The sequence below is a fragment of the Micromonospora sp. URMC 103 genome (assembly GCF_051386435.1).
In the GTDB taxonomy this organism is placed as follows: Bacteria; Actinomycetota; Actinomycetes; order Mycobacteriales; family Micromonosporaceae; genus Micromonospora.
Genome location: NZ_JBPQTR010000005.1, coordinates 1,540,876 through 1,566,116, shown reverse-complemented (window position 1 = coordinate 1,566,116; position 25,241 = coordinate 1,540,876). Strand labels below are relative to the sequence as shown.

Below are 25,241 nucleotides of genomic sequence, written 5' to 3'. Positions count from 1 at the left end.
CCCTGTTCAGGCGGGGGATCGGTGGGGTGAGCTGTCTTGCGCCGCCGCGGGCGCGACCGGCTCGCCGCGCCGCCGCAGCCGTGCCGCGCCCATCCCGTTCAGCCCCACCCCCCAGATCAGGAGGACCACCACCCACTGCGCCCAGCGGACGGCGTCCATCTCGCCGGAGAGCAGGTTCTGGACGGTGGCGTACGGGGTGAGCCAGCCCTGGGCCGGCCGCAGGGCGTCGAGGCCGAGCAGCGCGTACAGGCCCAGCGGCAGGACGATGCTGGCCAGGGCCGCCACGACGAACGGGCGCAGCAGCAGGCCGAGCCCGACACCGACCAGCCCCGCCACCACCTGGACCAGGACGCCGCCCACCGCGATCGTCCCCGCGTGCCGCCCCGCGTCGACCGCGGCGCCGCCCGGCGCGACCCCGAGCGCGGCGGCGCAGACCAGGGTGCCGAAGACCCCGACCGCGGCGGCCAGCAGCGCGGCGGCCAGCAGGGTGGGCGCGAGCCGGGCGGCGCCGGGCGCGCGGCGGAGGTCGTGGGCCAGCAGGATGCCGACGAACGGCACGGTGACCGACAGGAAACTCTGCACCGGGTGCGCGAGGCCCGCGAACGTCGGCTCGTCGGGTGGCGTCGCCGCGGTGACCCCGGCCGCGGCCAGGACCCCGAGCAGCAGGGTGATCGCGAGGAGCCACCGTCGCGGACGCGTGGCGACGCTTCGCCGGAGCGCGACGCGGGTCGCGCGGCCGAGGCCGGCGGCAGCAGGATCGTCGTGCAGAGCGTGTGGTCGCACCGCGGGCCCCCGTCCGTCGTCTCCGGACATCGTCCCGTACGCGTGTGCGGCACGTCACCATCGGATTGACGTCACAGTTCAGGACCGTTCGCGTCTGAGAAACGGGACGAACGTCGGCGTACGCGGACGGATGGCCGTTCCGAAGGGCCGGGTCGGTGCCCGTAATCCGGGGCGGTCTGTCGGTGCCGGCCGCTACTCTCCGGTCGAGCGTTCGCCCACCGCACCGCGTCGCGTCGCACCGCACCGGGTCCGTCGCGCGCGGCACCACCCCCGCCGCTCACCTTTCCGCCGACCAATCCGACTTCAGGAGAATTGCGTGACCCAGCAGGCTGTCGCGGCACCCGACAAACTCGATGCCGCGGTTCTCAAGGTGGCGGGGGTCGTCGTTCTCGGCGCGATCATGTCGATCCTCGACGTGACGGTGGTGAGCGTCGCGATCCCGACGTTCCAGCGCGAGTTCGACGCGTCCTACGCCCGTGTGGCGTGGACGATGACGGGCTACACGCTCGCCCTGGCCACGGTGATCCCGCTCGCGGGATGGGCCGCCGACCGGTTCGGCACCAAGCGGCTCTACATGGTGGCGTTGGCTCTGTTCACCATCGGCTCGGGGCTGTGCGCCACGGCCGACTCGATCGGGCAGCTGATCGCCTACCGCGTCCTTCAGGGACTGGGCGGCGGCATGCTCATGCCACTCGGCATGACGATCATGACGCGGGCCGCCGGCCCGAACCGGATCGGTCGGCTCATGGCCGTCCTCGGCATCCCGATGCTGCTCGGCCCCATCGGCGGCCCGATCCTCGGTGGCTGGCTCATCGACACGGCGAGCTGGCACTGGATCTTCCTGATCAACCTGCCGATCGGTGTGATCGCTCTCGTCTACGCCCAGATGGCGCTGCCGAAGGACGCTCCCGAGCCCTCCGAGTCGTTCGACTTCCTCGGCATGCTGATGCTCTCGCCGGGGCTCGCCCTGTTCCTCTACGGCATCTCCTCGCTGCCCGAGGCCGGCACGTTCGCCGACGCCGAGGTGTGGGCGCCCATGCTGGTCGGCGCCGCTCTCGTGGTGGCGTTCGTCCGGCACTCGTTCAAGCCCCGGCACCCGCTGCTCGACCTGCGGCTGTTCGCCAACCGCAACCTGACGGTCGCGTCGGTGACCCTGTTCGTGTTCATCATCGCGTTCATGGGCGCCGGGCTGCTCTTCCCGAGCTACTTCCTCCAGGTGCGCGGCGAGTCGACGCTGACGGCCGGCCTGCTCATGGCACCGCAGGGCATCGGCGCGATGCTCACCATGCCCATCGCCGGCATGCTGGCCGACCGGGTGCCCGTGGGCCGCACCGTGCCGTTCTCGCTGGTGCTGATCGTGGCCGGCTTCTTCGCGTTCACCCAGGTCGACCCCGGCACGTCGTACGTGCTGCTCTGCGGGTCGCTGTTCGTCATGGGCCTTGGCATGGGCGGCACCATGATGCCGATCATGACGTCCGCGCTGAAGACGCTGCACGCCCAGGAGGTGGCCCGCGGCTCGACCCTGGTCAACATCCTCCAGCAGATCGGCGGCTCCGTCGGCGCCGCGGTGATGTCGGTGATCCTCACCAACGAGCTCAACGGCTCCCGGCCCATCCCCGGCGTGACGGACCCGAGCGGCAAGCCGGTCACCGAGGCGGGGCTGGCCATCGCCACACAGCAGCAGCCGGAGCTGCTGGCGCAGTTCCCGGTCGACCCGGGGCTCATCGAGCGCGGCCTCGACTTCGCGGCCCGCTCGTTCTCGGGCACGTTCTGGGTGGCGTTCGCGCTGGTGCTGGTCACGTTCGTCCCGGCCGCGTTCCTGCCGCGCCGGCGCGAGCCCGCGCACCTGCTCGACGGCCAGCAGGGCGACGAGCAGGTCAAGACGCCCGTCGTCATCCACTGACGCGCCGCCACGGGGTCGCCGGGAACACTCCGGCGGCCCCGTTCGCGTGTGCGCGGCAGCGCGCCACCCGCCCGGGCCCGCCCAGTCGCGTCGCCGGCCCGGGCCCGCCCAGGCGCGCCACCGGCCCGGGGCTCGCCGAGGCGCGCCACCGGCCGGCCCGCTCAGGGGCGCAGGGCGGCCACGACGATCCGCGTGGCCCGGGCGATGAGCGCGTCGTCGTACGGGGCGTCCGCCGCGTCGCGACGGGACATCACGGCGAGCACGATGGGTGCGCCCTCGGGCGGCCAGAGCACGGCGATGTCGTTGCGCGCGCCGTAGCCGCCGGAGCCCGTCTTGTCACCCACCACCCAACCCTCGGGTGTTCCGGCCCGGACGAGACCGCCGCCGGTCGTGTTGCGCCGCAGCCACGCGGTGAGCAGGTCGCGGTCCTCCCCGTTCAAGGCGTCGCCCACGGCGTACGCCCGCAGGTCGTTGGCGAAGGCACGGGGCGTGGTGGTGTCCCGCCGGTCGCCCGGCCGGCCCTCGTTGAGGGCCGTCTCGTAGCGGTCGGCCTCGGTGGTCGTGTCCCCGAGGCGGCGCAGCGACTCCTCGAAGCCGGCCGGCCCACCGAGGCGGCGCAGGATCAGGTTGCCGGCCGTGTTGTCGCTGTACCGGATCGCGGCGTCGACCACGTCGCGCAGGGGCATCCCGGTCGCCACGTTCCGCTCGGTGACGGGGGAGTGGGCCACGAGGTCGGCCCGCGTGTAGCGGACCACCCGGTCGAGGTCGGCGGCCGACGTCCGGTCCAGCAGCGCGGCGGCGGCGAGCGCCTTGAACGTCGAGGCGTACGCGAACCGTTCGTCGGCCCGGTACCCGAGGGTGCGGCCGGTGCCCGTGTCGATGGCGTGGACGCCGAGCCGCGCGCCGAACGCCGTCTCGAGCTGGCGGAACTCCTCGGCGACCGCCGGGGTGGGCGAGGTGGTGGCACCGCGAGCGGACGTCGAGCTCACGACGGGCGTGGACGGGAGCCCGGCGGTGGGGTGGTCGTCGGGCCCGCAGGCGGCGAGGCCGGCCAGTGCGGTGAGGGCGGTCACCGCGCCGACGCCGCGCCGTACCACGAAGCCCACCGTTCCTCCTCGGCCGTCCGGTCGCGACGCCGGGTCGTCGTCGCCGTGCCGCCATCATCCCCGCTGCCGCCCCGACGCGGCCGGCGGACGGCCGGCCGCGTGGTGCCGGGTCAGGCTGGGCAGGCGTTGTTCAGCGGGTCCGCGAGCAGGTGCGCGAACGCGAGTTCTGCGGCGCCCACGAGCGCGGCGGTACGTCCCAGCGCCGCCGGCCGCAGCTGCACGTGCTCCCGGGAGGCGGGCAGCGCCAGCTCGGCCAGGCGCCGGTGGACGGTTTCCGCCCCGGCCAGGTAGACCTCGCGCAGCGAGCCGCCGAACACGACGGTGTCGGGGTTGACCACGTTGACGAGGTTGGCCACGCCGAAGCCGAGCCAGTCGGCGACCTGGTCGACGGCGGCCCGCGCCTGCGGCTCGCCGTCGGCCGCGGCGCGCAGCACCTCGTAGACCGCGTCGGGAGACTCCTGGTCGCGGCCGGCGTGCCGCAGCAGCGCGGCCTCGCCGATCTCGGTCTCCCAGCAGCCGTGCGAGCCGCAGCGGCAGGGCAGTCCGTGGGGGTTGACGACCATGTGGCCGACCTTCCCGCTGTGCCCGCCGTGACCGCGGACGAGCCGGCCACCGATGATGATCCCGGCGCTCACGCCGGGCCCGCCGTGCAGGTAGACGAGGTCGTTCACGCCGGCGGCCACGCCCCGGACCTGTTCGGCCAGGGCGGCGATGTCGGCCATGTCGCCCGCCACGACGGCGGGGCCGCCGGGGAACTCCGCGTCGAACGCGGCGCGGAGCGCCTCGTCCGGCCCGCCGATGCGGATCCGGCCGTCACGGCCCTGGGTCGTGTCGGTCACCGCGACCGCGGCGCCCACGCAGACCGCGTCCGGCCCCGCGGAGCGGTCCATGTCGCGCACGAGCCAGGCCAGCGGCCGTACGGCGTCGCAGGGGGACGTTCCGCGGGGGTACTCGATCTCGCGCAGGTCCAGGATGCGGCCGCCGAGGCCGACCCGGGCGGCGCGCAGCCGGTCCGGCTCGATGGTCATGGCGCGGGCGTACACGCGGGTCGACCGGGGGCTCACGACGAGTGAGGGTCGGCCGGCGCGACGGGCGGTGGTGGGAGCGCCCTCGGTCACGAGACCAGCGGCCGCGAGGTCGGCCGCGAGGGCCCGGATGGTGCTGCGGTTGAGGCCGAGCCGCGTGGTCAGCTCGGCGCGGGAGGTGGGGCCGTGCACGTGGACGTGGCGCAGCACGGCACCGAGGTTCTGCCGGCGGATCTCCTCCTGGCTCGCGCCGGGCGCCGGGGATCCGGGGACGTCAGGGGTGCGGTCGGTTGGGGGAAGACCGGACAGTACGGGGTGCACGATTGGGCCTCCTCTCCGTTGACGAGTCCGTCGTGCCCCGGGACGACGAAGGGTCCCGGAAAATGCTCCGGGACCCGACGTCGTCACACGGTGTTACTTGGTCAGCGGCGCGAGCTTCGGGTCGTTCGCGTACGCCTCGGCCGCGTTCGCCTTGGTCACGGCGACCGGCGGCAGCAGGTAGGTGTCGACGACCTTGGAGCCGTTGTTGTACGACTTGGTGTCGTTCACCTGCGGGTCGTTACCGGCCTGCAGGGCCTTGACCATCTCGATGGTCTGCTTGACCAGGTTGCGGGTGTCCTTGTTGATCGTCATGTACTGCTCGCCAGCCATGATCGACTTGACCGACTCGACCTCGGAGTCCTGACCGGAGACCACCGGGACCGGCTTGCCGGCGCCCTTCACCGAGGTGATGATCGCGCGGGCCAGGGTGTCGTTCGGGGAGAGGACGCCGTCCAGCTCCTTGTTGCCGTAGGTCGAGGTCAGCAGCTGGTCCATGCGGGCCTGCGCACCCTCGGCCTTCCAGCCCTGGATGGCGGTCTGCTTGATGTCCTTCTGGCCCGAGGCGACGACGACGTTGCCCTTGTCGATCTCCGGCTTGAGGACGCTCATGGCGCCGTCGAAGAACACCTTCGAGTTGTTGTCGTCCGGCGAGCCGGAGAACAGCTCGATGTTGTACGGGCCGTTCGGCTTCTTGGCCTTCATGCCGTCCAGCAGGGCCTGGCCCTGGAGCTGGCCGACCTTGAAGTTGTCGAACGCGACGTAGTAGTCGAGGTCCGGGGTGTTCACGATCAGCCGGTCGTACGCGATGACCTTGGCGCCGGCCTGGTGGGCGGCGGCGACCTGGGTCGACAGCTGGGCGGCGTCGGTCGCGCCGATGACGATGACCTTGGCGCCCTTGGTGACCATGGCGGTGATCTGGGCCTGCTGGTCGGCGACCGTGGTCGACGCGCCCGCGTACTGCACGTCGCTCTGGAAGCCGGCCTCCTTCAGGCCGTTGGTGAACAGGTCACCGGCGAGGACCCAGTTCTCCGAGGTCTTGGCCGGCAGGGCGACGCCGATCAGCGAGTTGGCCGGAAAGCCCTTGCTGTCGCTGCCCGAGCCGCCCGAGGAGCCCTCGTCGCGGCCGGAGCCGCAGGCGGTGAGGGCCAGCATGGCGATGGCACCGACGGCCACCGTCTTGCCGAGTAGCTTGCGCATGATGAGCCTTTCTTGATCGTTGGGGTGAGGTGCGGTCGGCGTCAGCCGGCCACCGTCGTCCGGGCGGGCTCACGGGTCGCCTCGGACGTCGACGTTGGTGCGGCCGGCTCGTCGCGTCGGAACGATCGGGTGATGCTCCCGATGACCGAGAAGCGCCCCTGCCGCTTGTTGTAGACGTCGAGCGCGACGGCCAGCAGCAGGACCAGGCCCTTGATGATCTGCACGCGGTCGGTGCCGACGCCCATCAGCTGCAGGCCGTTGTTGAGCACGGCCATGACCAGACCGCCGACGATCGAGCCGCTGATGGTGCCGATACCGCCGGAGACGGCCGCGCCACCGATGAAGACCGCGGCGATGGCGTCCAGCTCCCAGCCGTTGCCGTCCTGCGGCCCGGAGGCCGCCGAGCGGGCCACGAAGATCATGCCCGCGAGCGCGGCCAGGACCGACATGTTCAACATGACGTAGAAGTTGACGCGCTTGAGCTTCACACCGGACAGCTCCGCGGCGCGGGAGTTGCCGCCGACCGCGTAGATGTGCCGGCCACCCGCGGTGTTGCGGGTGTAGAAGGAGTACGCGAGCACCAGCGCCACGAGGATGATGCCGGAGATCGGGAAGCTCGTGCCCACGCGGCCGCTGGCGAAGCGCAGCGTCACGAAGACGAGCACACCGACCATGACGACCATGCGCAGGATCGAGATCCACATGGGGATCGGTTCCGCGTTCATCTCCCGGCGGGTCCGCCGGTTCTTGAGCTCCCGCCACACGACCGCGATGCAGCCGGCGAGGCCGAGCAGCAGCGTCAGGTTGTTGTAGCCCGTGTTGGGCCCGGTCTCGGGCAGGAAGCCGGCGCCGATCTCCCGGAAGCCCTCGGGCACCGGGATCGTGTTGGCGTTGCCGATGAACTGGTTGCCACCGCGGAAGAGCAGCATGCCCGCCAGGGTGACGATGAACGCCGGAACGCCGATGTAGGCCACCCAGAAGCCCTGCCAGGCGCCGATCACGGCGCCGATGACGAGGCCGAAGAGGATGGCCGCGGGCCAGGGCAGGTTCCACTCCGCCATCGACTTGGCCACCAGGATGCCGGTGAAGGCCGCGATCGAGCCCACCGACAGGTCGATGTGCCCGGCGACGATCACCATCAGCATGCCGATGGCCAGGATGAGGATGTACGAGTTCTGCTGGAACAGCGCGATCAGGTTGTCCGATCGCAGGGTCAGGCCGTCGGTCAGGATCTGGAACAGGACGACGATCGCCACCAGCGTGAAGATCATCCCGAACTGACGGGCGTTTGAGGTGGTACCTCCGAAGAGGTTCTTCTGAAGGTCCTTCAATCGGCTCATCGTGTCTGCATCTTCTTCGTGGAGGTCATCAGCTTCATGAGGTTCTCCGGGTCCGCGTCCTGCCGGGCGACTTCGCCGGTGATGGTGCCTTCCGACACCGTGTAGATGCGGTCGCAGAGCCCGATCAGCTCAGGCAGTTCCGAGGAGATGACGATGACGCCCTTCCCCTGGTCGGCGAGCCGCTGGATGATGCCGTAGATCTCGTACTTCGCGCCCACGTCGATGCCGCGGGTCGGCTCGTCGAGAATCAGCAGGTCCGGGTCGGTGAACATCCACTTCGCCAGGACGACCTTCTGCTGGTTGCCGCCCGAGAGCTTGGTGACGCCCTCGTCGACCGTCGGAGTCTTGATCCGCAGGTCGCGGCGGTAGGCCTCGGCGGCCTTGTACTCCTCGACCTGGTCGAGGACGCCGTGGTGCCTGATCTTGGACAGCTTGGCGGCCACCGTCGACGTCTTGATGTCGTCGAGCAGGTTGAGACCGATCGCCTTGCGGTCCTCGCTGACGTACGCGAGCCCGTTGGCGATCGCGTCCGCCACCGACTTCAGCACGATCTCCTTGCCGTCCTTGATGATCGTGCCCGACTCGTACACGCCGTAGGAGCGGCCGAAGACGCTCATCGCCAGCTCGGTGCGGCCGGCGCCCATGAGGCCGGCGAAGCCGACGATCTCGCCGCGGCGTACGACGAAGCTCTCGTCCTTGCAGACCTGCCGCTCGGCGGAGATCGGGTGCCGCACGTTCCAGTTCCGGACCTCGAAGAAGACGTCGCCGATCTTCGGCGTGTGGTCCGGGAACCGGCTGTGCAGCTCCCGGCCGACCATGCCCCGCACGATCCGGTCCTCGTCGACGCCGTCGCCCTTGACGTCCAGCGTCTCGATGGTCCGGCCGTCACGGATGATCGTGATCCGGTCGGCGATCGCCTCGATCTCGTTCAGCTTGTGCGAGATGATGATCGAGGTGATGCCGCGCTCGCGGAAGCCCCGCAGCAGGTCGAGCAGGTGCTGCGAGTCGTCCTCGTTCAGTGCCGCGGTCGGCTCGTCGAGGATCAGCAGCTTGACGTCCTTGGCGAACGCCTTGGCGATCTCCACGAGCTGCTGCTTGCCGACGCCGATGTCCTTGATCAGGGTGTCCGGGTCCTCCCGCAGACCGACCCGGGCCATCAGCTCCAGCGCCTGCCGGTTCGCCGCCTTCCAGTCGATCGCGCCCCCCTTGCGGGGTTCGTTCCCGAGGAAGATGTTCTCGGTGATCGACATGTGCGGGATGAGGGCGAGCTCCTGGTGGATGATCACGATGCCGGCCCGCTCGCTGGCTCGGATGTCCGAGAAGCGGGAGACCGCACCCTGGTACAGGATGTCGCCGTCGTAGCTGCCGTACGGGTAGACGCCGCTGAGAACCTTCATGAGCGTGGACTTGCCCGCGCCGTTCTCACCGACGATCGCGTGGATCTCACCGGCGTGGACCGTCAGGTTCACGTCGGACAGGGCCTTGACCCCGGGAAACTCCTTGGTGATGGAGCGCATCTCCAGGAGGATGGGCACGTCGCTCATCGTTCGTACCACCTCGCCAACGTCATGGATGCCTCCGGAATGTTCATGGCCCGGATCTGTGGTTTGTTGCCGACGGCAACGTATTCGGACCAGAGGACCATTCGCAAGTTGGGGGCCCCATCAATTCCGTAACAACCCGGTAATAATGACCCCTCGTTGGCGCTGCCCACCAATGGCGTCTGTGCGATCCGTGCCACACTCGTGACAGAGTGTGACCGCTGCGGCACGTTACTGTGATCCGCGCCGCGGACCGGTCAGCCGCACCCCTCGGCACCGCCTCGCGGCCCCGGGTCGGCGATCGTGATCTTGGGCACGGCGACGGCGGACCTGCCCTGACGGCGCGCCCGGCATCGGGAGCACCCGGTAGGTCCGCTGACCGGGCAACATTACGCGGCGCCCCTCGGCGGGCGGCCGGAGGTATCCGGTCTCGATCCGGCTGCGCGGCCACGGGTCGAGCCGGAAGGCGCGTGATCCACTCCGTTTCGCCGATGTGGCGGTGTCCCGAGCCGCCGGACACCGCCACATCGGCGGAATGGTGTCGACCAAGGGCGCGGGGTGTCACCGCCCCCGGAGTGGGCGAGCGTCAGGCGGGGACGACGTAGGGGAAGGTGCCGGCGCGGGCGGCCCTGCTCACCTCGGGGGTGAGGCCGGAGGTGATGCCGGTGTTCAGCACCAGCGAGAACATCACCTCGGGCGCGTTGTCGGCCATCGTCCGGCCGTTGCGCACGGCGAAGCCGTAGCTGGCCGCCGTGCCGATCTCGTACGACAGGACGTCGGGGTAGACCTGCCGGGCGACGCTCCAGCCGTACGCCAGAGGGTCCGGCGCGGTGCCGTTGGCCGCCACGACGCGGGCGACCGCCGTGGCGATCTCCTCGCCGCCGGCCCGCAGATCGTCGCAGGGGTGGCGGACGTTGGCGGGGTGGGAGAAGTCGGTGTCGGTGGGCCAGAAGATTGGCCACATCATGGGGTGGCCCGCGCGGTTGATCTGCCGCCAGCCGCCGGCGTCCGTGGCGAGCTTGGTGGCGGCCCAGACGCCGATCTTCATGCCGTCGGGCAGCATCGGCTCGTCGCGGGAGACCTCCAGGACGATCGAGTCGACGGTGGTGCCCGCGAACGTGTTCTTCGCCTGCTCCGGCCGCCAGGCCGACCGGTCCAGCGCGGCGCCGTTGGCGAACGCGGCGTTGACGGTGGCCAGTTGGTCCAGGTCGATGTAGAACGGGTCGGTGATCCGGCCCGCCCAGATCCGCAGGTTGGTGGCCTCGACCACCTCGCCGGTGCGGCCCTGGGCGAGCACCGCGCCGGTGGCCGCGTCGTCCCGCGCCTGGCCGTCGGTGAGCGCGGTCAGGGTCAGCTCCTGCCGGCCCTGGCCGTCCAGCTCGCCGAAGGCCACCCGGTAGGTCAGGTCCTCCGTCTCGGCGCCGTTGAAGTGGAGCTTGAACTCGTACCGCGCCTCGGCGTGGAACCCGCGCTTGATGTCGGCCTTCGTCACCGAGCTGTTGACGTCCATCACGAACACGGTGCCGCGCTCGCCGTCGAAGACGAACAGGTCGTCGAGGTAGAGCTGACCGCTCTGCGCGGCGAGCGGGGTGTCGAGGTGGTGCGACATGGACACACTCCGGACGGCGAGGCTGTTCGGGCGACTCCGACCATACCCGCGCAAACTTCTCGTACTTCCCGATCGCGCGAATCTCACGGGCCTGCGGCTTGCGGGTCAGGCCTCGGTGCCGAGTGCGCCGCGAAGGATCCCGACCGCCTGGGTGATGGCAGCCTGCGCCGCGTTCGTCCCGCGGAGGGCGTTGAGCATCACGAAGTCGTGCGTGATGCCCAGGTAGCGCACGGCGGTCACCGGTACGCCGGCCGCGCGGAGCTTGCCCGCGTACGCCTCACCCTCGTCACGCAGCACGTCGGCCTCGGCGGTGATCACCAGCGCGGGCGGAAGGCCCCGGAGCTGCTCGACCGTCGCGCGCAGCGGCGAGGCTGTGATCTCGGCGCGCCGGGCCGGGTCGGGCGCGTACTGGTCCCAGAACCACCGCATCGTGTCCCGGCGGAGGAAGTAGCCGGTGGCGAACCTCTGGTACGAATTCGTGTCGAAGGACGCGTCCGTTGCGGGATAGAACAGCACCTGCTGGGCCAGGCGCGGCCCGCCCCGCTGCTTGACCATCAGGGTGAGCGCGGCCGCCATGGTGCCGCCGGAACTCTCCCCGGCGACCGCGACCCGGGCGGCGTCCAGGCCGTGCTCGGCGCCCCGCGACGCGATCCAGGTGGCCACCGCGTAGCTCTCCTCGATGGCGACGGGATAGCGCGCCTCCGGTGCGAGGCGGTAGTCCGGAAACACCAGGGCGGCCCCGGTGCCGGCCGTGAGCTCGCGGACGAGCCGGTCATGGGTGTGCGGGTTGCCGAACACCCAGCCGGCGCCGTGCAGGTAGATGATCACCGGCAGTGGGCCCGCGGCGCCGGGCGGGCGCATGATCCGGACCCGCACCGGGCCCTCCGGCCCGCCCGGGACCATCCTGTCCTCGACGTCGACGTCCGGCTTGTGGATCGCCCCGGACTGCGCCTCGTCGAGCCGCCGGCGCCCCCGCACCGGCCCCAGGTCGAAGGGGTACGGGGGGTTCGCCGTCGCCTCGACGAACGCCTGCGCCGCCGGCTCGAGCACCACTGGCTGGTCCATCCCGTTCCCACCGCCGTCCGTCCCCGCGTCTGGTCACCGCCGAAACCGCCGCTTTCCCCGCGATCCCGGCCGTAGGCCCGTGCCCCGCCGTCAGGGTGCGGCCGCGACCTCGCGGCCGAGCGGCCAGAAGGCCGCCGGCACGAGCTTGACGTGCGCGACGCCGAACGGGATCCCGATGATCGTGAGGCAGAGCGCCACGCCGGCGACGAGGTGCGAGAGCGCCAGCCACCAGCCGGCCAGCACCACCCACAGGACATTGGCCAGCCCGGACGCGAGGCCGGCGCCCGGCTTCGGCACGACGGTGCGCCCGAAGGGCCACAGCGAGTAGGCAGCGAGGCGCAGTGCGGCGACGCCGAACGGGATCGTGACGACGAGGGCGAAGCAGATGAGCGCGGCGGCGCCGTAGCCGACCGCGAGCACGATGCCGCCGCCGAAGATCAGCCACAGCACGTTCAACACGAAACGAATCACGTCCCCAGCATGAGCGGCGCTCGCCACCGGGCCCGGTTCGCGTCAGACGAGGCGGGCGTCGTGGGCCAGCAGCGCGATCTGCGTACGGTTCGTGAGGTCCAGCTTCGTGAGGATGTGCGAGACGTGGGCCTTCACCGTGGTCACGCTCATGAGCAGGTCGGTGGCGATCTCGGCGTTGGAGCGCCCCTGGGCGACGGCCAGGACCACGTCGCGCTCCCGGGCGGTCAGCGTGGCGAGCCGGCCCCGCGCCCGCTCGTAGGACTCGCCCCCCGAGGCCACCTGCTGCATGAGACGTCGCGTGACGCTCGGCGACAGGATCGGCCGGCCCGCGGCCACGTCGCGGACCGCCTGGCTGATCTGCTCCGGCGGGGTGTCCTTCAGCAGGAAGCCGCTGGCGCCTGCCCGGAGGGCCCGAAGGACGTGCTCGTCGGTGTCGAACGTGGTCAGCACGATGACCTCGGGCGCGCGGGGCCGGCGGCGCAGCCGTTCGGTGGCCGCGATGCCGCTGACGTTCGGCATCCGGATGTCCATGAGCACCACGTCGGGCGCGTGCCGCTCCACGGCGGTCACCGCCTGACCGCCGTCCGCGGCCTCGCCGACCACCGTGATCCCGTCGGCGCCATCGAGCATCAGCGTCAGCATTCCCCGTACGAGCGGGTCGTCGTCGACGACGACCACGCGGATCGGGGCGGTCACGCCGGCCACGGCAGCCACCCGTCCAGGTGGAAGACGCTGTCGTCGTCGACGTGGTGCGTCACGCGCCCGCCGGCGAGCGCCGCCCGCTCGGCGAGCCCGATGAGGCCGCTCCCGGCGTCCCCGCCGTCCACGGCGTCGGAACGCGCCGGATTGCGGACGGCGATGGTCAGGCCCGAGCCGGGCGCGCCCGAGAGGGCCAGCGTCACGGGCTGCCCGTCGGCGTGCTTACGGGCGTTGGTGAGCGCCTCCTGCACAATCCGGTACGCGGTCCGGCCCGTCATCGGCGGGATCTCCAGCGGCGGCGCGAGCGAGTCGTCGACCTCGACGCTCTGGCCGGCCGCCCGTGCCTCGCCGACGAGGCGGGACACGTCGGCGAGCCCCTGGCCGGGTGGCTCGTCCGCCCGCGCGTCGGGATCGTCGCTGCGCAGGACGGCGACCACCTCGCGGAGCTCGCTGAGCGCCTGGCGGGCGCTGGCGCGGATGACACCGGCGGCGGCGCTGAGCCGCTCGGGCGGGGCGTCCGGCCGGTACTCCATCGCGCCGGCGGCCGCGGCCAGCAGTGACAGCCGGTGGGCCAGCACGTCGTGCATCTCCCGTGCGATGCGGTTCCGCTCGGCGGCCCGCGCCTCGGTGACCCGGCGTTCCTGCTCCTGCTCGGCCCGCCGGGCGCGGTCGTGGAGCGCCTCGAACAGGGCGTGGCGGGCCCGGGCCCAGGTGCCCCAGCCCAGCACCGCCCCGAGAGCGGCCGCCATGAGCAGGAGCCACCACCCGTACGGCAGGCCGCGTACCGGCCGCCACATCCCCTGGACGGCCGCACTCGCGATGCTGACCAGGGCCACGGCGGCGGCCCGCCGGAAGGGCCGGTGCTGGGCGGTGAAGAGAACGGCGAAGCCCGCCGCCGGGGTGGCGACCGGGGACAGGGCCATGAGCAGGCTCGCGAGGACGCCGCCGGTGACCGGCCGGAACATGATCAGCGGTACGACGGCCACGGATGCCACCGCGAGAGCCACGTCGACGCGGACGAACGCCGGGCTCGCCGAGCGGGTCGCGGCCCACAGGCTCGACGCGATGATGAGGCCGATCCCCGCGGTCGAGACGGCCGTCGCGACCGTGGCCCGCACCCGCGGCGGGCGGAACCCCCACGTGGCGGAATTCATGGGCGCAGGCTACTGGGCCGTCCGCCGGCCCGACCACCTTCTTTGGTAGGAGCCGCGCTGGCGGCAGGTGTACCCGGCGGAGCGCCGGGATCGATGTGTCCGCCCACCGTGGGCGCCCAGACTCGGCTCATGACGAACCTTCTCGTACGCCGGTCCGCCGTGGCGGCCGGTGCGATCGTGGTGGCGGCGGCCGAGTTCGCGATCCTGCGCTCGGCCGCCGGCGTCGACGTGGCCGCGGGCAGCGGCACGTCGAGCCGGGACGTGACGATGGTGGCGGTCGTGGCGGCCGCCGCGGTGGCGGCGCTGGCCGGTTGGGCTCTCCTCGCGCTGCTGGAGCGCACCACCGCGCGGGCCCGCGTCGTGTGGACCGCGATCGCCGTGGCGGTCCTGCTGGTGTCCCTCACCGGACCGCTCGGCGGGATCGGCGCGGGGGCCAAGGCGACGCTCGTGCTGCTGCACCTGAGCGTCGGCGCCGTGCTCATCGCCGGGCTGCCCCGACGCCCGGCGGGAGCCGACCGGTGACCACCCTGACCGTACGCAAGCGGGGCGGGACCTTCGTCCTCGACGGCGCCGGTGGCGCTTCGGCCCGGCTGCGCACCGGCTGGACCTGGCGGCGCGGCGAGATCGACACGGGCGGCGGGGTGTGGCACGTCGAACCCACGGACCCCCGCATCGGGGTCGCGGCGCGCGCGTCGCACGGCGCCGCCGTGCTGCTCGACCCGCGCCGGTCGGAGCTGCCGGGCCCCGGCGGCGAGGTGCGCTGGCGCCCCGGCCGGCACCACGGCGAGCTGGTCCGCGACGGGAAGCGCCTCACGGTGCGCCTGTCCGCCCGCCCGCGCGGCCCGATCCGCGTCGACGTCACCGGATCCTGGGCCGACCTGGAACTGGTGGCGCTCACCGCGTGCTTCGCGCTGATGACCCGGCGTCGGCGCCGCACCATCATGGCCATGACGGTCGCCGGGGCCATCGGCAACGGCTCGTCCGGCTGACCGCGCCCCCCCCGAGGGCCATGGCGGCCGGTAACCTGCCGTCATGACCCTCGGCGCGGGCGCCGCCCGTCGATCACTGTGGCGGGACCGCACCTTCGGCACCTACTGGATCGCGCAGTCGCTCTCGGCCGCCGGGGACGCGTTCGCCTACCTCGCGGTCCCGCTGTTGATCCTCCACGCCACCGGGTCCGTCGCGCAGATGGGCCTGCTCACCGCCGTGGCCGGTGCCGCGTCCGTGGGCGCGGGGATCTTCGGTGGCGTCCTCGTCGACCGGTACGACCGCCGCACCCTGATGATCGCCGCGGACCTGGCCCGGCTCGTCCTCTACGCCCTCATCCCGCTGGCCTGGCTCGCCGGCCCGCAGGTCTGGCTGCTGTTCGTCGTCCTCCCGGTCTGCGAGGCGGCCGGAATGGTCTTCCAGATCGCCGCGGTTGCCGCCGTCCGCAACCTGGTCGACCGGGACCGGATCACGGAGGCCAACGGACGGTTGCAGGCCACGTACGCGGCGACCGCCGTGGCCGGCCCGCTGCTCGCCGGGGTTGTCTCCGCCCGGTTCGGGCCCTCGGCCGCAGTCGCGATCAACGCGGCCAGCTTCGCGGCGTCGGCCGGCGGGCTGATGCTGATCCGGTTCCGGTCGCGGGTGGACGGTGACGGGGCGGCCGTCCGGCGCGAGGGGCCCGTGGCGGAGTTCCTCGCCGGGGCGCGGTTCCTCTGGCGCGAGCCCGTGCTGCGATCGCTCACCGTCCTGCTGTCGGTCTTCATCTTCCTGACCTACGGCTTCACCGACGTGCTCGTCTACCACGTGAAGCACGACCTCGGCGGCTCCGACGGCACGGTGGGCGGCGTGCTCGGCCTCGCGGCGCTCGGCACCGTCGCCGGCGCGCTGCTGGTGGCGCCGCTGCGACGTCGGCGCGGCTTCGGAGTCGCGTGGATCGGCGCCCTGCTGGTGTCCGGCCTCGCCATCGTGGGCGTCGGGCTCGCCGGCACCGTGCCCGTCGTCACCGCCCTCACGGCGGTGTACCTCTGCGGCGTCAGCGTCGGGGGCATCTCCTCGATGTCGCTGCGCCAGGAGATCACCCCCGACCACCTGCTCGGCCGCGTCACGTCCGCCTTCTGGAGCACGCACTACTCACTGGGGCCGGCCGGGGCCGCGCTGCTGACCTGGGCGGCGGGCCGGTTCGGGGTCATCGCGGTGACCCTCGTGGCGGGGACCGGGTGCGTCCTCGTCGGCATCGCCGGGCTGTTCACGCCGATCCGTCGCGCCGGGACGCCGCCGGCCGTCCACCGCGCCGAGGCCGCGCCGGTCACGGCCTAACCGGTCACGCTCGGTGGCGGCCCGTCCGACCGGACGCCGTGCGGCCGACCCGTCCCCACCATCGGGGCCGGTCAGACCGTAGAGTCTCGCCGTGATTGAGATCGGCGCACAGGTCGACCTGTTCCACCCTGCCGACAGGGTGTGGCACGCACTGACGGACCGGGAACTGCTCGGCCGGTGGTTCACCGACGCGGAGGCCGTCGGGGACACGCCCGGCCGTCTGCGGTTCGCCACGGCGGAACTGCCGGGCTTCGACGCCCCCGTCGAGACGGAGGTGGTCGAGCAGCGGGCACCGGAACTCATCACGTTGCGCTGCCAGGAGGCCGACCGGCGCAGCCGACTGACCTGCACCGTCAAGCCCACCAGCGAGGGCTGCCGGCTGTCTCTCCGCGAGACGCTGGAGCACGGCGAGTGGGCGCCACCGCAGCGCGACGCCCGCGAGCAGTCCTACCAGCAGGCGCTGAACAACCGCCTGCCCGCACTCCTCGACTGGTTCGCCTTCCAACAGGTCGACCTGAGCCGCGGCGACACCGGGACGATTCAGCTGCCGGCGGTCGAACTGCCGGCGGGGGAGGGGCCGGCGGGGGAGCGGGCCGGCGGCCCGTCGGGGCGGCGCAGCCACTGGGTGCTGCTCGGCGCGGCGGGGGTCGGCATGCTCCTGGCCGGCGGGGTCGCCGTGTGGGCACTGCGGCCCGATTCGGCTCCGCCGGCCGCCGCCGAGGCCCCGCCGACGCAGGCGTCGCCGAGCGCGTCCGATGCCGCGAGCCCGTCGACCCGCCCCGCCGTGGCCGCCTCCGCGGCCCACGCCAGCCGTACGCCCAGCGCCACCACCAGCCCCAGCCGGAGACCCCCGGCGGCCCCCTCCCGTACGCCCTCCTCGGCCCCGCAGACGTCGGCCTCGGCGACGGTGCCGGCCATGGCGGCCCGGTACGAGACGGTCTCCAGCCGACTGCTGGGCTACAGCGGCGAGGTGGTGGTCAGCAACCCGGGCGGCGCCCCGGGTGCACAGTGGACGCTCGTGGTGACGTTCGCCGACGACAGCGAGGTGACCGAGGTCAGCGGCGCGGAGTGGCGGCAGGACGGCCGGACCGTCACGTTCACCGGCTCGCCCCTGCCGGCGGGACAGTCGCAGAAGATCCGGTTCGACGTCCGGGACAGCGCTCCCTTCGCGAAGGGCCCCGAGAGCTGCGCCATCGGGGATAACCCCTGCGAGGGTGTGTGATCCGGGCCGTGCTTGCGGCTCGGCGGGGTGAGGGCGGGTCGGATGGTCGCGGACCGGACTTTGTCGACCGGCGTCCGCCTCGTCCGGCGTCGGCGTCGGCCTCGGCCTCGGTCCGGGCGTGATCGACTCCGTTTCGCCGATGTGGCGGGGTCGCGGCGGGTTGGTCACCGCCGTTTCGCCGATCCGGTGTGGATCAGGCGCGGTCGGTGGCGATGATCGACTCGGCTTCCTGGAAGTCGCGGTGTCGACGCCGCGGGAACAGCGCGATTTCCAGGAGCCGGAGTGGATCACGGTCCCGCGGCGTTCCGGGGGTTGATCGACTCTGTTTCGCCGATGTGGCGGGGTCGCGGCGGGTTGGTCACCGCCGTTTCGGCGATCCGGTGTGGATCACGCGCGAGGTGGATCACGCGCGAGGTGGATCACGCGCGGGGTGGATCACGCGCGGGGTGGATCACGCGCGGGGTGGATCAGGCGCGGGGTGGATCATGCGTGTGGGTCGCGCGTGGTGTGGACGCGACGACGGGCTCAGCGGCCGAGGATCAGGTCGGCGGCCCGCCAGGCCAGCGCCATCACGGGAGCGTTGAGGTAGCCCGACACCAGCACGGGCAGCACCGAGGCGTCCACCACGCGCAGGTTCGCCACACCGCGGACCCGCAGGCGCGCGTCCACCACGGCGTCGTCGTCGGGGCCCATGGCGCAGGTGCCCACCGCGTGGTAGCCGCAGTAGCCGTTGGCGAGGGCCGCCTCGATGATCTCGTCGTCGTCCTGCACGGCCGGGCCGGGCATCGTCTCGGCCGAGATCCGCTTCGCGATGGGACCGGTGGCGAAGAGTTCCCGCATCCGGCGGAACGCGCCCACGGCCACCTGACGGTCGTACGCGGCCTGGAAGTAGTTGGCGACGATCCGCGGCGGCGCGCCGGGGTCGGCGGAGGTGATGGCGAGGCTGCCCTCGCTCTCCGGGCGGGTCACCGTCATGAGGCCCATGAGACCCGGCTCGTGCTCCAACTCCAGCGCGTGCCCGGGGCGGCGCGGCGCCGCGGAGAACGGCGCGATCAGCAGCTGCGCGTCGGGACGGTCGACCTCGGGCGCGGAGCGGATGTACGCCCCCACGTCGGACACCGGCAGGGCGAGCGGCCCACGGTGGGTGGCGAGGTAGCGCACGGTGGCCCGCGCCTGGCCGAGCGCCGTGCTGAGCGTCGGGTTGTAGCCGCCCCGGGCGGCCAGCCGGTACTGCACGGGCACCGAGCGGTGCTCGCGCAGCCCGGCGCCCACCCGGGGGCGGTCGACGAGGACGGGCACGCCCGCGCGGCGCAGCGTGTCGGCCGGGCCGATGCCGGAGACCTGCAACAGTTGCGGGCTGGCGAGCGCCCCGGCGGCGAGGATGACCTCCCCACGGGCGCGGTAGTCGACGGTCCGCCCCTCCTGCCGGGTGCGTACGCCCAGGGCACGACCGTTGTTGAGCAGCAGCCGGAGCACGACGGCCCGGACGACGACGGTCAGGTTGGGCCGGTCGCGGACGGGGTGCAGGAAGGCGTCGGCGGCGCTCGTGCGGCGACCGTCGCGGATGGTCGCCATGAGGTAGCCGATGCGTTCGCCGTCGTCGGCGTTGAGGTCGTCGACCCGCCGCCAGCCCAGTTCCTGCCCGGCGGCGATGACCTCCTCGCAGAGCTCGTCGGTGCCGGTGGCGGTGGACAGGCGCAGCGGGCCGCCGGCGCCGCGCAGCTCCGACGCGCCGAGCGGATTGTCCTCCAGCCGCCGGTAGATCGGCAGCATGGTGTCCCAGCCCCAGCCGGGGTTGCCGAGGCGCTCCAGGGCGTCGTAGTCGAGCCGGTCGCCCCGGCCGTAGACCATCCCGTTGATGGAGCTGGACCCGCCGACGAGTCGTCCGCGCTGCCAGATCTCCTGCCGCCCGGGCGTCACCTCGGCGGTGTAGTGCCACGCGGTGCGCCGGTCGTCCATGAGGCGGCTGAAGCCCTTGGGGATGCGTACGAAGGGGCTGCGGTCCCAGCCGCCGGCCTCCACGAGCAGCACCCGGGTGCCCGGGTCCTTGGTGAGCCGGTTGGCCAGCACGCATCCCGCCGCGCCCGCACCGACCACGATGTAGTCGAACTCCTCCACGAGGCACCCCCGTCCCGCCAGCACCGGCCACACATACGGTAGGGCCTTGATCACCCAACGGGAAGGCCCGCCCGGTCAGAGGACGCGGCGGAGCCACTCCTCCACGCCGGCCACGTGCACGGTCGCCCAGGAGCGGGCCAGGTCCGCCTGCCGGGCGGCGACCGCGTCGAGGATGGCGGTGTGCTGCTCCCGGGTCCGGGCCACCGCGCCCTCCTGCGTGAGGCCACGCCACACGCGGGCGCGGGTGGTGGGCCCGGAGAGGCTGTCGAGCAGCGACGACAGCACGTTGTTGCCCGCGCAGGCGGCGATGAGCCGGTGGAACTCCAGGTCGTTGGCGACCAGCTCGTCGATCGTCGGGTCGTCGCCGAGGTCCTCCAGGACGGCACGCAGCGCCGCGACGTCCTCCTCGGTCGCCCGCAGCGCGGCGAGCGCGGTCGCCCCCGGCTCGAGGATCCGCCGGACCTCGAGGAACTCCAGCACGGTGTCGTCGCGGTGGAAGTCGACCACGAAGCTCAGGGCGTCGAGCAGCAGCGCCGGGTCGAGGCTCGTGACGTACGTGCCGTCGCCCTGGCGTACGTCGAGCACCCGGATCAGGGACAGCGCCCGGACCGCCTCGCGCAGCGAGTTGCGGGACAGGCCGAGCCGTTCGGCCAGGTCGGGCTCCCGGGGCAGGCGGTCGCCCGGGCGCAACTCGCCGGCGAGGATCATCTGCTTGATCTTGTCGATCGCCTCGTCCGTGACAGCCACGTTCTCCTCCGCCCTCTTCGGTACGGCAGCGTAGGCGGACCGCTCACCGGGCGAGCCGGTAGGTCCGCACGGCCGTGTCGCCGAGCACCGCGGCCCGCTCCGGCGCGGACAGCGGCGGCAGGGCCTCGGTCAGCGCGGACAGCACCCGCCCGTAGCTCGCGGCCAGCCGGCACACGGGCCAGTCGGAGCCGAACATCAGCCGCTGCGGGCCGAACCGCTCGACGGCCTCGGTCACGAACGGCCGCAGGTCCGCCACGGTCCACCGGTCCCAGGCCGCCTCGGTGACCAGCCCGGAGAGCTTCGCCGTGACGTTCGGCTCGGCCGCGACGGCCGCGAGCGGGCCGGTCCACGCGGCGAGGCCGGCGGCCCCGTCGCGGATCCGCGGCTTGCCCAGGTGGTCGAGGACGAACCGCAGCTCCGGCACGGCGCGGGCGGCCCCGGCGACCGCGGCGAGCTGGTCGACGCGGACCACCACGTCGAGCGCCAGGCCGGAATCGGCGATCGTACGCAGGCCGCGCCGGACCTGCGGGCGCTCCAGGTACCCGGGGTCCGACTCGGCCTGGAGCTGCGGCCGGACACCGACGAGCAGGTCGCCGCCGGGCGCCTGTCGGTAGGCGGCGATGGTGTCGGCGAGCGCCGGGTCGGCGGGATCGGCCCAGGCCACCACCCCGCCGATCACCGTCGAGGCGCGGGCGTACGCGAGCAGGAGGGCCGCCTCCTCGGTGTCGCAGCGGCCCCCCTCCACGAGGACCGTCCGGTCGACGCCGGCGGCGACCAGCTCCGGCTGGAGGTCGCCGGGACCGAAGGAGCGCCGGATCGGGGCGAGGTCGGGGGCGTCCAGCCACGCGTAGCCGTCCTCGATCCGCCACAGGTGGTGGTGGGCGTCGACGATCACGTCTAGTCCTGGGCCTTGCCGGAGGTGAGCCGCGCCAGGACGAGCGCGACCAGGATGATGCCGCCGTAGATGGCCTGGATCCACTGGGCGGAGACCCCGGCGAGGGTCAGGATGTTGTTGATGAGGCCGAGGACGACGACGCCGCAGAGCGCGCCGAAGAGGGTCCCCTTGCCGCCGTCGAGGCTGATGCCGCCGATCACCGCCGCCGCGAACACGGTGAAGATCATGCCGTCGCCCTGGGCCGCCGCCACCGACCCGAGCCGGCCGGTCATGAGGAGCCCGGCGAGCGCCGCGAGCACACCACCGATCATCAGGACCACCCACACCACCCGGTCGGTGCGGATGCCGGCCGCCCGGGCGGCGTCGGTGTTCCCGCCGATCGCGTAGACGGAGCGGCCGTGCCGGAAGAAGCCGAGCGCCACGATGCCCACCGCGAAGAGCGTGCCGCTGATCCAGATCGAGGCCGGTACGCCGAGCCAGAGGGCGCTGCCCAGGTAGAGCACGGACGGCGGGATGTCGAAGAGGTTCTGCCCGCCGGTGATGCCGATCTGGAGGCCGCGCAGCACGATGAGCATGCCGAGGGTCACGATGAACGCGGAGAGCTTGAACCGCAGGATCAGCAGGCCGTTGAACGCCCCGATCAGCAGGCCGGTGAGCAGGCAGAGCGCGATGGCGAGGCTGGCCGGCAGCTCGGTGCCGAGGCCGTTGCTGGCCGCGGGGATGACCAGGGCCACGGCCAGCGCCGGCGCCAGCCCGATCGTCGACTCCAGCGACAGGTCGAACTTCCCGGCGATCAGGATGATCGCCTCGGCGAGCACCAGCAGCGCCAGCTCGGTCTGCTGTTGCAGCACGTTGGTGATGTTGGCGGTGCTCAGGAACACCGGGTCGATGAGCGCGCCCACCACGACGAGGAGGAGGATCGCGGGGACCAGCGCGAAGTCCCGTAGCCGGGCCAGCGGGACCCGGCCGGCGCCCGGCCGGGGGCGGCTGGTCGTCGGCGGCTTGTCGATCGTCCGGGTGCCGGTCACGGCTGCTCCACTCCCTCCACCGCGGACACCAGCTCGGCGTCCGTCCAACCCCGGGGTACGTCCCGGATGACCTGTCCGTGGAACATCACCAGCACCCGGTCGCACGCGCGCAGGTCGTCCAGTTCGTCGGAGACGACCAGCACCCCGGTGCCCCCGGCGGCGGCGTCGGCGACGGCGCCCAGCAGGGACGCCTTCGACCGGACGTCCACCCCGGCCGTGGGGCTCACCATGACGAGGGCCTTCGGCTCGTTGGCGAGCGCGCGCGCCAGGACCACCTTCTGGGCGTTGCCGCCGGAGAGGTCGCCGACCGGCTGGTGCGGCCCGTCGGTCTTGATGTCGTACGCCCGGATCATGCGCTCGGCGGCGGCCCGCCGCCGGGCGGGGGCGATGACCCCGGCGCGCCCGAGGCGGTCGGCGATCGGCAGCGTGGCGTTCTCCGCCACCGACAGCAGCGGCACGAGTCCCTCCCGGTGCCGGTCCTGCGGCAGGTAGCCGAGGCCGGCCGCGAGCGCGGCGGGCACGCTTCCCGGCTTGGGCGTGGCGCCGGCGATCGTCACGGTGCCGGCGTCCGCGCGGCGCAGTCCGGCGATCGTCTCGGCGAGGGCGACCTTGCCGCTGCTGCCCGAGCCGATGAGCCCGACCATCTCCCCGGCCCGGACGGTGAGGTCGACGCCCTCGTAGGAACCGGACAGCCGCAGGCCGCGCACGTCGAGCACCGGGGGAGCGCCCGCGGGCGCCGGCGGCCGGTCGGTGGCGGCGAGCGCGGGGCCCGTGTCGCCGGTCATGGCGGCGACCAGGTCGTCGCGGGTGAGCGACCCGACCGGCTCGGTGAGGATGTGCCGGGCGTCGCGCAGCACGGTCACCGTCTGGCACACCTCGTACACCTCCTGGAGGTGGTGCGAGATGAACAGGAAGGTGACCCCGCCCGCCTGGAGTTCGCGCATCCGGTGGAAGAGACGGTCGATGGCCGCCGCGTCGAGCTGCGCGGTCGGCTCGTCCAGGATGATGAACCGGGCGCCGAACGACAGTGCCCGGGCGATCTCCACGAGCTGCCGCTGCTCGACGGTGAGCGAGCCGGCGAGCGCCGCCGGGTCGACGTCGACGCCGTACCCGCCCAGCAGGTCGGCGGCGCGGCGCCGCAGCCCGCGCCAGTCGATCGGCCCGCGACCGGCCTGGCGGTTGAGGAAGAGGTTCTCCGCGACGGTCAGGGTGGGGATGATCGTGGACTTCTGGTACACGCAGGCGACCCGCTGCCGCCAGGCGTCCCGGTCGGCGAGCGCCGGGGCGGCCGCGCCGTCGAAGCGGACCTCCCCGCTGTCCGGCCGCTGCAACCCGGTGAGGATCGACACCAGTGTGGACTTGCCGGCGCCGTTGCGCCCGACCAGCGCGTGCGTCTCCCCGGCCGCCACGACGACGCCCGCGGAGTCCAGCGCCACGGTCGGCCCGTACCGCTTCGATACGCCGCGCGCCTCCGCGGCCGGGGGCGGCGCCCCGACCGCGGTGTCCGCGGCCTGCTCGTGACTGGTCATCACTTGCCGATCTGGTTTCCCCAGAGCGCCGGGTCGTCGACGTTCTCCTTGGTGACCAGCGGCGCCGCGAGCTGGTCCTCGAGCCCGTTGTCGATGGAGACGATGGTGCTGTCGTGGTCGGTGGGGCCGGCCTGGAAGGTCTTGCCCTCGGCGGCCGCCTTGGCGTAGTAGAGCGCCCACTTGGCGTAGAGGTCGGCGGGCTGGGACACGGTCGCGTCGATCTCGCCCTTGCGGATGGCCTCGAACTCCTGCGGGATGCCGTCGTTGGAGACCACGACGACGTGCTTCGGGTCGGTCGGCGGGACCAGCAGGTTCTTCGACTTGAGCACCTGCAGAGTCGGGGCCAGGAAGACGCCGCCGGCCTGCATGTAGATGCCGTTGATGTCGGGGTGTTGGGCCAGGCGGGTCTGGAGCGCGGCCGCCGCCTTGGCGCCCTCCCAGTCGGTCGGCTCCTCGAAGATCGTGATGCCGGGGAACTTCGTCCGCATGCACTCGGCGAAGGCCTCCGAACGGTCCCGGCCGTTGATCGAGGACAGGGATCCCTGGAACTCGATCACCTTGCCCTTGCCGCCCAGCTTCTCGCCCAGGAACTCGCACGCCTTCTGCCCGTACGCCCGGTTGTCGGCCCGGACGACCATGAAGACCTTGCCCTTGTCGGGTCGGGTGTCGACGGAGACGACCGGGATCTTGCGGGACTCGAGGGTGTTCAGGGTGGAGGCGATGGCGCCGGTGTCCTGCGGCGCCATGACGACGGCCTTCGCGCCCTGGCTGACCATCGCCTGCACGTTGGCCACGAGCTTCGCGACGTCGTTCTGCGAGTTCGTCGGGGACATGAGGTTGACGTCGTACTCGTCGGCGAACCGGGGGACGTACTTGGCGTAGGAGTTCCAGAAGTCGGAGTCGGCGCGGGGCAGGTCGATGCCGATCTGTGGGCTCGCCCCGGCCGGGCCGCCCGCTCCACCCGACGAGGAGTCACCACAGGCGACGGTGCCGAGGGCGAGGACCGCGGCCAGCGCGATCCCGAGGGGGGTCTTGGCGGTATGTCTCACGGTGGTCCTCCAGCGGTGCGGGTGAGGTGGGCGTTCTCGGAGGCGCGGGTGACACGGGTTTGATACATCGGGTGTCTATCAATGAATCCGGGTGGCTACAAGACCTTTGTGGAGCACTGGGCGCCTGGTCGTCGG

The 25,241-nt window shown here is 72.6% G+C and carries 22 protein-coding genes; 5 read left to right on the top strand and 17 right to left on the bottom strand.

Annotated elements, in window-relative coordinates:
* Nucleotides 1-6 precede the first annotated feature (6 nt).
* Nucleotides 7-783: a hypothetical protein gene (locus ACSNOA_RS20295; RefSeq protein ID WP_436660500.1), complete on the bottom strand. Its 777-nt coding sequence runs from the start codon at nt 781-783 to the stop codon at nt 7-9.
* Between the two features lie 316 nt (nt 784-1,099).
* Here ACSNOA_RS20295 and ACSNOA_RS20290 point away from each other — a divergent pair, with 316 nt between their 5' ends.
* Entirely contained in the window at nt 1,100-2,686 is a 1,587-nt protein-coding gene (locus ACSNOA_RS20290) for a DHA2 family efflux MFS transporter permease subunit (protein ID WP_436660498.1), read from the top strand.
* Between the two features lie 161 nt (nt 2,687-2,847).
* Here the strand turns inward: ACSNOA_RS20290 and bla are convergent, their stop codons facing one another.
* The 10 genes from bla to ACSNOA_RS20240 form a co-directional block, all read right to left on the bottom strand.
* Nucleotides 2,848-3,792 carry a class A beta-lactamase gene (gene bla / locus ACSNOA_RS20285; protein ID WP_436660496.1) on the bottom strand — a complete coding sequence of 315 codons (945 nt, stop codon included), beginning with the start codon at nt 3,790-3,792 and terminating at the stop codon, nt 2,848-2,850.
* Between the two features lie 110 nt (nt 3,793-3,902).
* Nucleotides 3,903-5,126, bottom strand: coding sequence for an ROK family protein (locus tag ACSNOA_RS20280; RefSeq protein ID WP_436662389.1), 1,224 nt, complete (start codon nt 5,124-5,126; stop codon nt 3,903-3,905).
* Between the two features lie 105 nt (nt 5,127-5,231).
* Complete coding sequence (locus tag ACSNOA_RS20275; RefSeq protein WP_436660495.1) at nt 5,232-6,335, bottom strand: substrate-binding domain-containing protein; 1,104 nt, start codon at nt 6,333-6,335, stop codon at nt 5,232-5,234.
* 41 nt (nt 6,336-6,376) lie between these two features.
* Nucleotides 6,377-7,675, bottom strand: coding sequence for a multiple monosaccharide ABC transporter permease (gene mmsB / locus ACSNOA_RS20270; RefSeq protein WP_436660494.1), 1,299 nt, complete (start codon nt 7,673-7,675; stop codon nt 6,377-6,379).
* Nucleotides 7,672-9,219: a multiple monosaccharide ABC transporter ATP-binding protein gene (gene mmsA / locus ACSNOA_RS20265; protein WP_436660492.1), complete on the bottom strand. Its 1,548-nt coding sequence runs from the start codon at nt 9,217-9,219 to the stop codon at nt 7,672-7,674. Before mmsA ends, mmsB begins: the two co-directional genes overlap by 4 nt.
* Before the next feature lie 583 nt (nt 9,220-9,802).
* Complete coding sequence (locus ACSNOA_RS20260; protein WP_436660490.1) at nt 9,803-10,825, bottom strand: DUF4331 family protein; 1,023 nt, start codon at nt 10,823-10,825, stop codon at nt 9,803-9,805.
* Nucleotides 10,826-10,930: 105 nt separating this feature from the next.
* On the bottom strand, nt 10,931-11,890 hold the full coding sequence (locus tag ACSNOA_RS20255) for an alpha/beta hydrolase (RefSeq protein ID WP_436660489.1): 960 nt from the start codon (nt 11,888-11,890) through the stop codon (nt 10,931-10,933).
* A gap of 90 nt (nt 11,891-11,980) precedes the next feature.
* On the bottom strand, nt 11,981-12,361 hold the full coding sequence (locus tag ACSNOA_RS20250) for a YccF domain-containing protein (RefSeq protein ID WP_436660487.1): 381 nt from the start codon (nt 12,359-12,361) through the stop codon (nt 11,981-11,983).
* A 42-nt stretch (nt 12,362-12,403) separates the two neighbouring features.
* Complete coding sequence (locus ACSNOA_RS20245) at nt 12,404-13,066, bottom strand: response regulator (RefSeq protein WP_436660485.1); 663 nt, start codon at nt 13,064-13,066, stop codon at nt 12,404-12,406.
* Nucleotides 13,054-14,214 carry a sensor histidine kinase gene (locus ACSNOA_RS20240; RefSeq protein WP_436660483.1) on the bottom strand — a complete coding sequence of 387 codons (1,161 nt, stop codon included), beginning with the start codon at nt 14,212-14,214 and terminating at the stop codon, nt 13,054-13,056. Before ACSNOA_RS20240 ends, ACSNOA_RS20245 begins: the two co-directional genes overlap by 13 nt.
* Nucleotides 14,215-14,343: 129 nt before the next feature.
* Between ACSNOA_RS20240 and ACSNOA_RS20235 the strand changes: the two genes are divergently transcribed.
* The 4 genes from ACSNOA_RS20235 (at nt 14,344) to ACSNOA_RS20220 (ending at nt 17,740) form a co-directional block, all read left to right on the top strand.
* Nucleotides 14,344-14,736, top strand: coding sequence for a DUF6069 family protein (locus ACSNOA_RS20235; RefSeq protein ID WP_436660481.1), 393 nt, complete (start codon nt 14,344-14,346; stop codon nt 14,734-14,736).
* The gene (locus ACSNOA_RS20230; protein WP_436660479.1) at nt 14,733-15,203 is read left to right on the top strand and encodes a hypothetical protein; all 471 of its coding nucleotides are present in this window, start codon (nt 14,733-14,735) and stop codon (nt 15,201-15,203) included. Before ACSNOA_RS20235 ends, ACSNOA_RS20230 begins: the two co-directional genes overlap by 4 nt.
* Before the next feature lie 43 nt (nt 15,204-15,246).
* A complete protein-coding gene (locus tag ACSNOA_RS20225; protein ID WP_436660478.1) occupies nt 15,247-16,518 on the top strand; it encodes an MFS transporter in 1,272 nt (423 codons plus the stop codon).
* A 91-nt stretch (nt 16,519-16,609) separates the two neighbouring features.
* Nucleotides 16,610-17,740, top strand: a complete 1,131-nt coding sequence (locus tag ACSNOA_RS20220) for an SRPBCC domain-containing protein (RefSeq protein ID WP_436660476.1) — start codon at nt 16,610-16,612, stop codon at nt 17,738-17,740.
* A 525-nt stretch (nt 17,741-18,265) separates the two neighbouring features.
* Here the strand turns inward: ACSNOA_RS20220 and ACSNOA_RS20215 are convergent.
* From ACSNOA_RS20215 to ACSNOA_RS20190, 6 genes are all read right to left on the bottom strand, one after another.
* Nucleotides 18,266-19,858, bottom strand: a complete 1,593-nt coding sequence (locus ACSNOA_RS20215) for a GMC family oxidoreductase (RefSeq protein WP_436660474.1) — start codon at nt 19,856-19,858, stop codon at nt 18,266-18,268.
* Nucleotides 19,859-19,933: 75 nt separating this feature from the next.
* Nucleotides 19,934-20,605 carry a FadR/GntR family transcriptional regulator gene (locus tag ACSNOA_RS20210; protein WP_436660472.1) on the bottom strand — a complete coding sequence of 224 codons (672 nt, stop codon included), beginning with the start codon at nt 20,603-20,605 and terminating at the stop codon, nt 19,934-19,936.
* A 43-nt stretch (nt 20,606-20,648) separates the two neighbouring features.
* Nucleotides 20,649-21,500, bottom strand: coding sequence for an amidohydrolase family protein (locus ACSNOA_RS20205; RefSeq protein ID WP_436660470.1), 852 nt, complete (start codon nt 21,498-21,500; stop codon nt 20,649-20,651).
* 2 nt (nt 21,501-21,502) lie between these two features.
* Entirely contained in the window at nt 21,503-22,528 is a 1,026-nt protein-coding gene (locus ACSNOA_RS20200; protein WP_436660469.1) for an ABC transporter permease, read from the bottom strand.
* Complete coding sequence (locus ACSNOA_RS20195) at nt 22,525-24,057, bottom strand: sugar ABC transporter ATP-binding protein (RefSeq protein WP_436660467.1); 1,533 nt, start codon at nt 24,055-24,057, stop codon at nt 22,525-22,527. Before ACSNOA_RS20195 ends, ACSNOA_RS20200 begins: the two co-directional genes overlap by 4 nt.
* Nucleotides 24,057-25,106, bottom strand: coding sequence for a sugar ABC transporter substrate-binding protein (locus ACSNOA_RS20190; protein WP_436660465.1), 1,050 nt, complete (start codon nt 25,104-25,106; stop codon nt 24,057-24,059). Before ACSNOA_RS20190 ends, ACSNOA_RS20195 begins: the two co-directional genes overlap by 1 nt.
* Nucleotides 25,107-25,241: the final 135 nt, after the last annotated feature.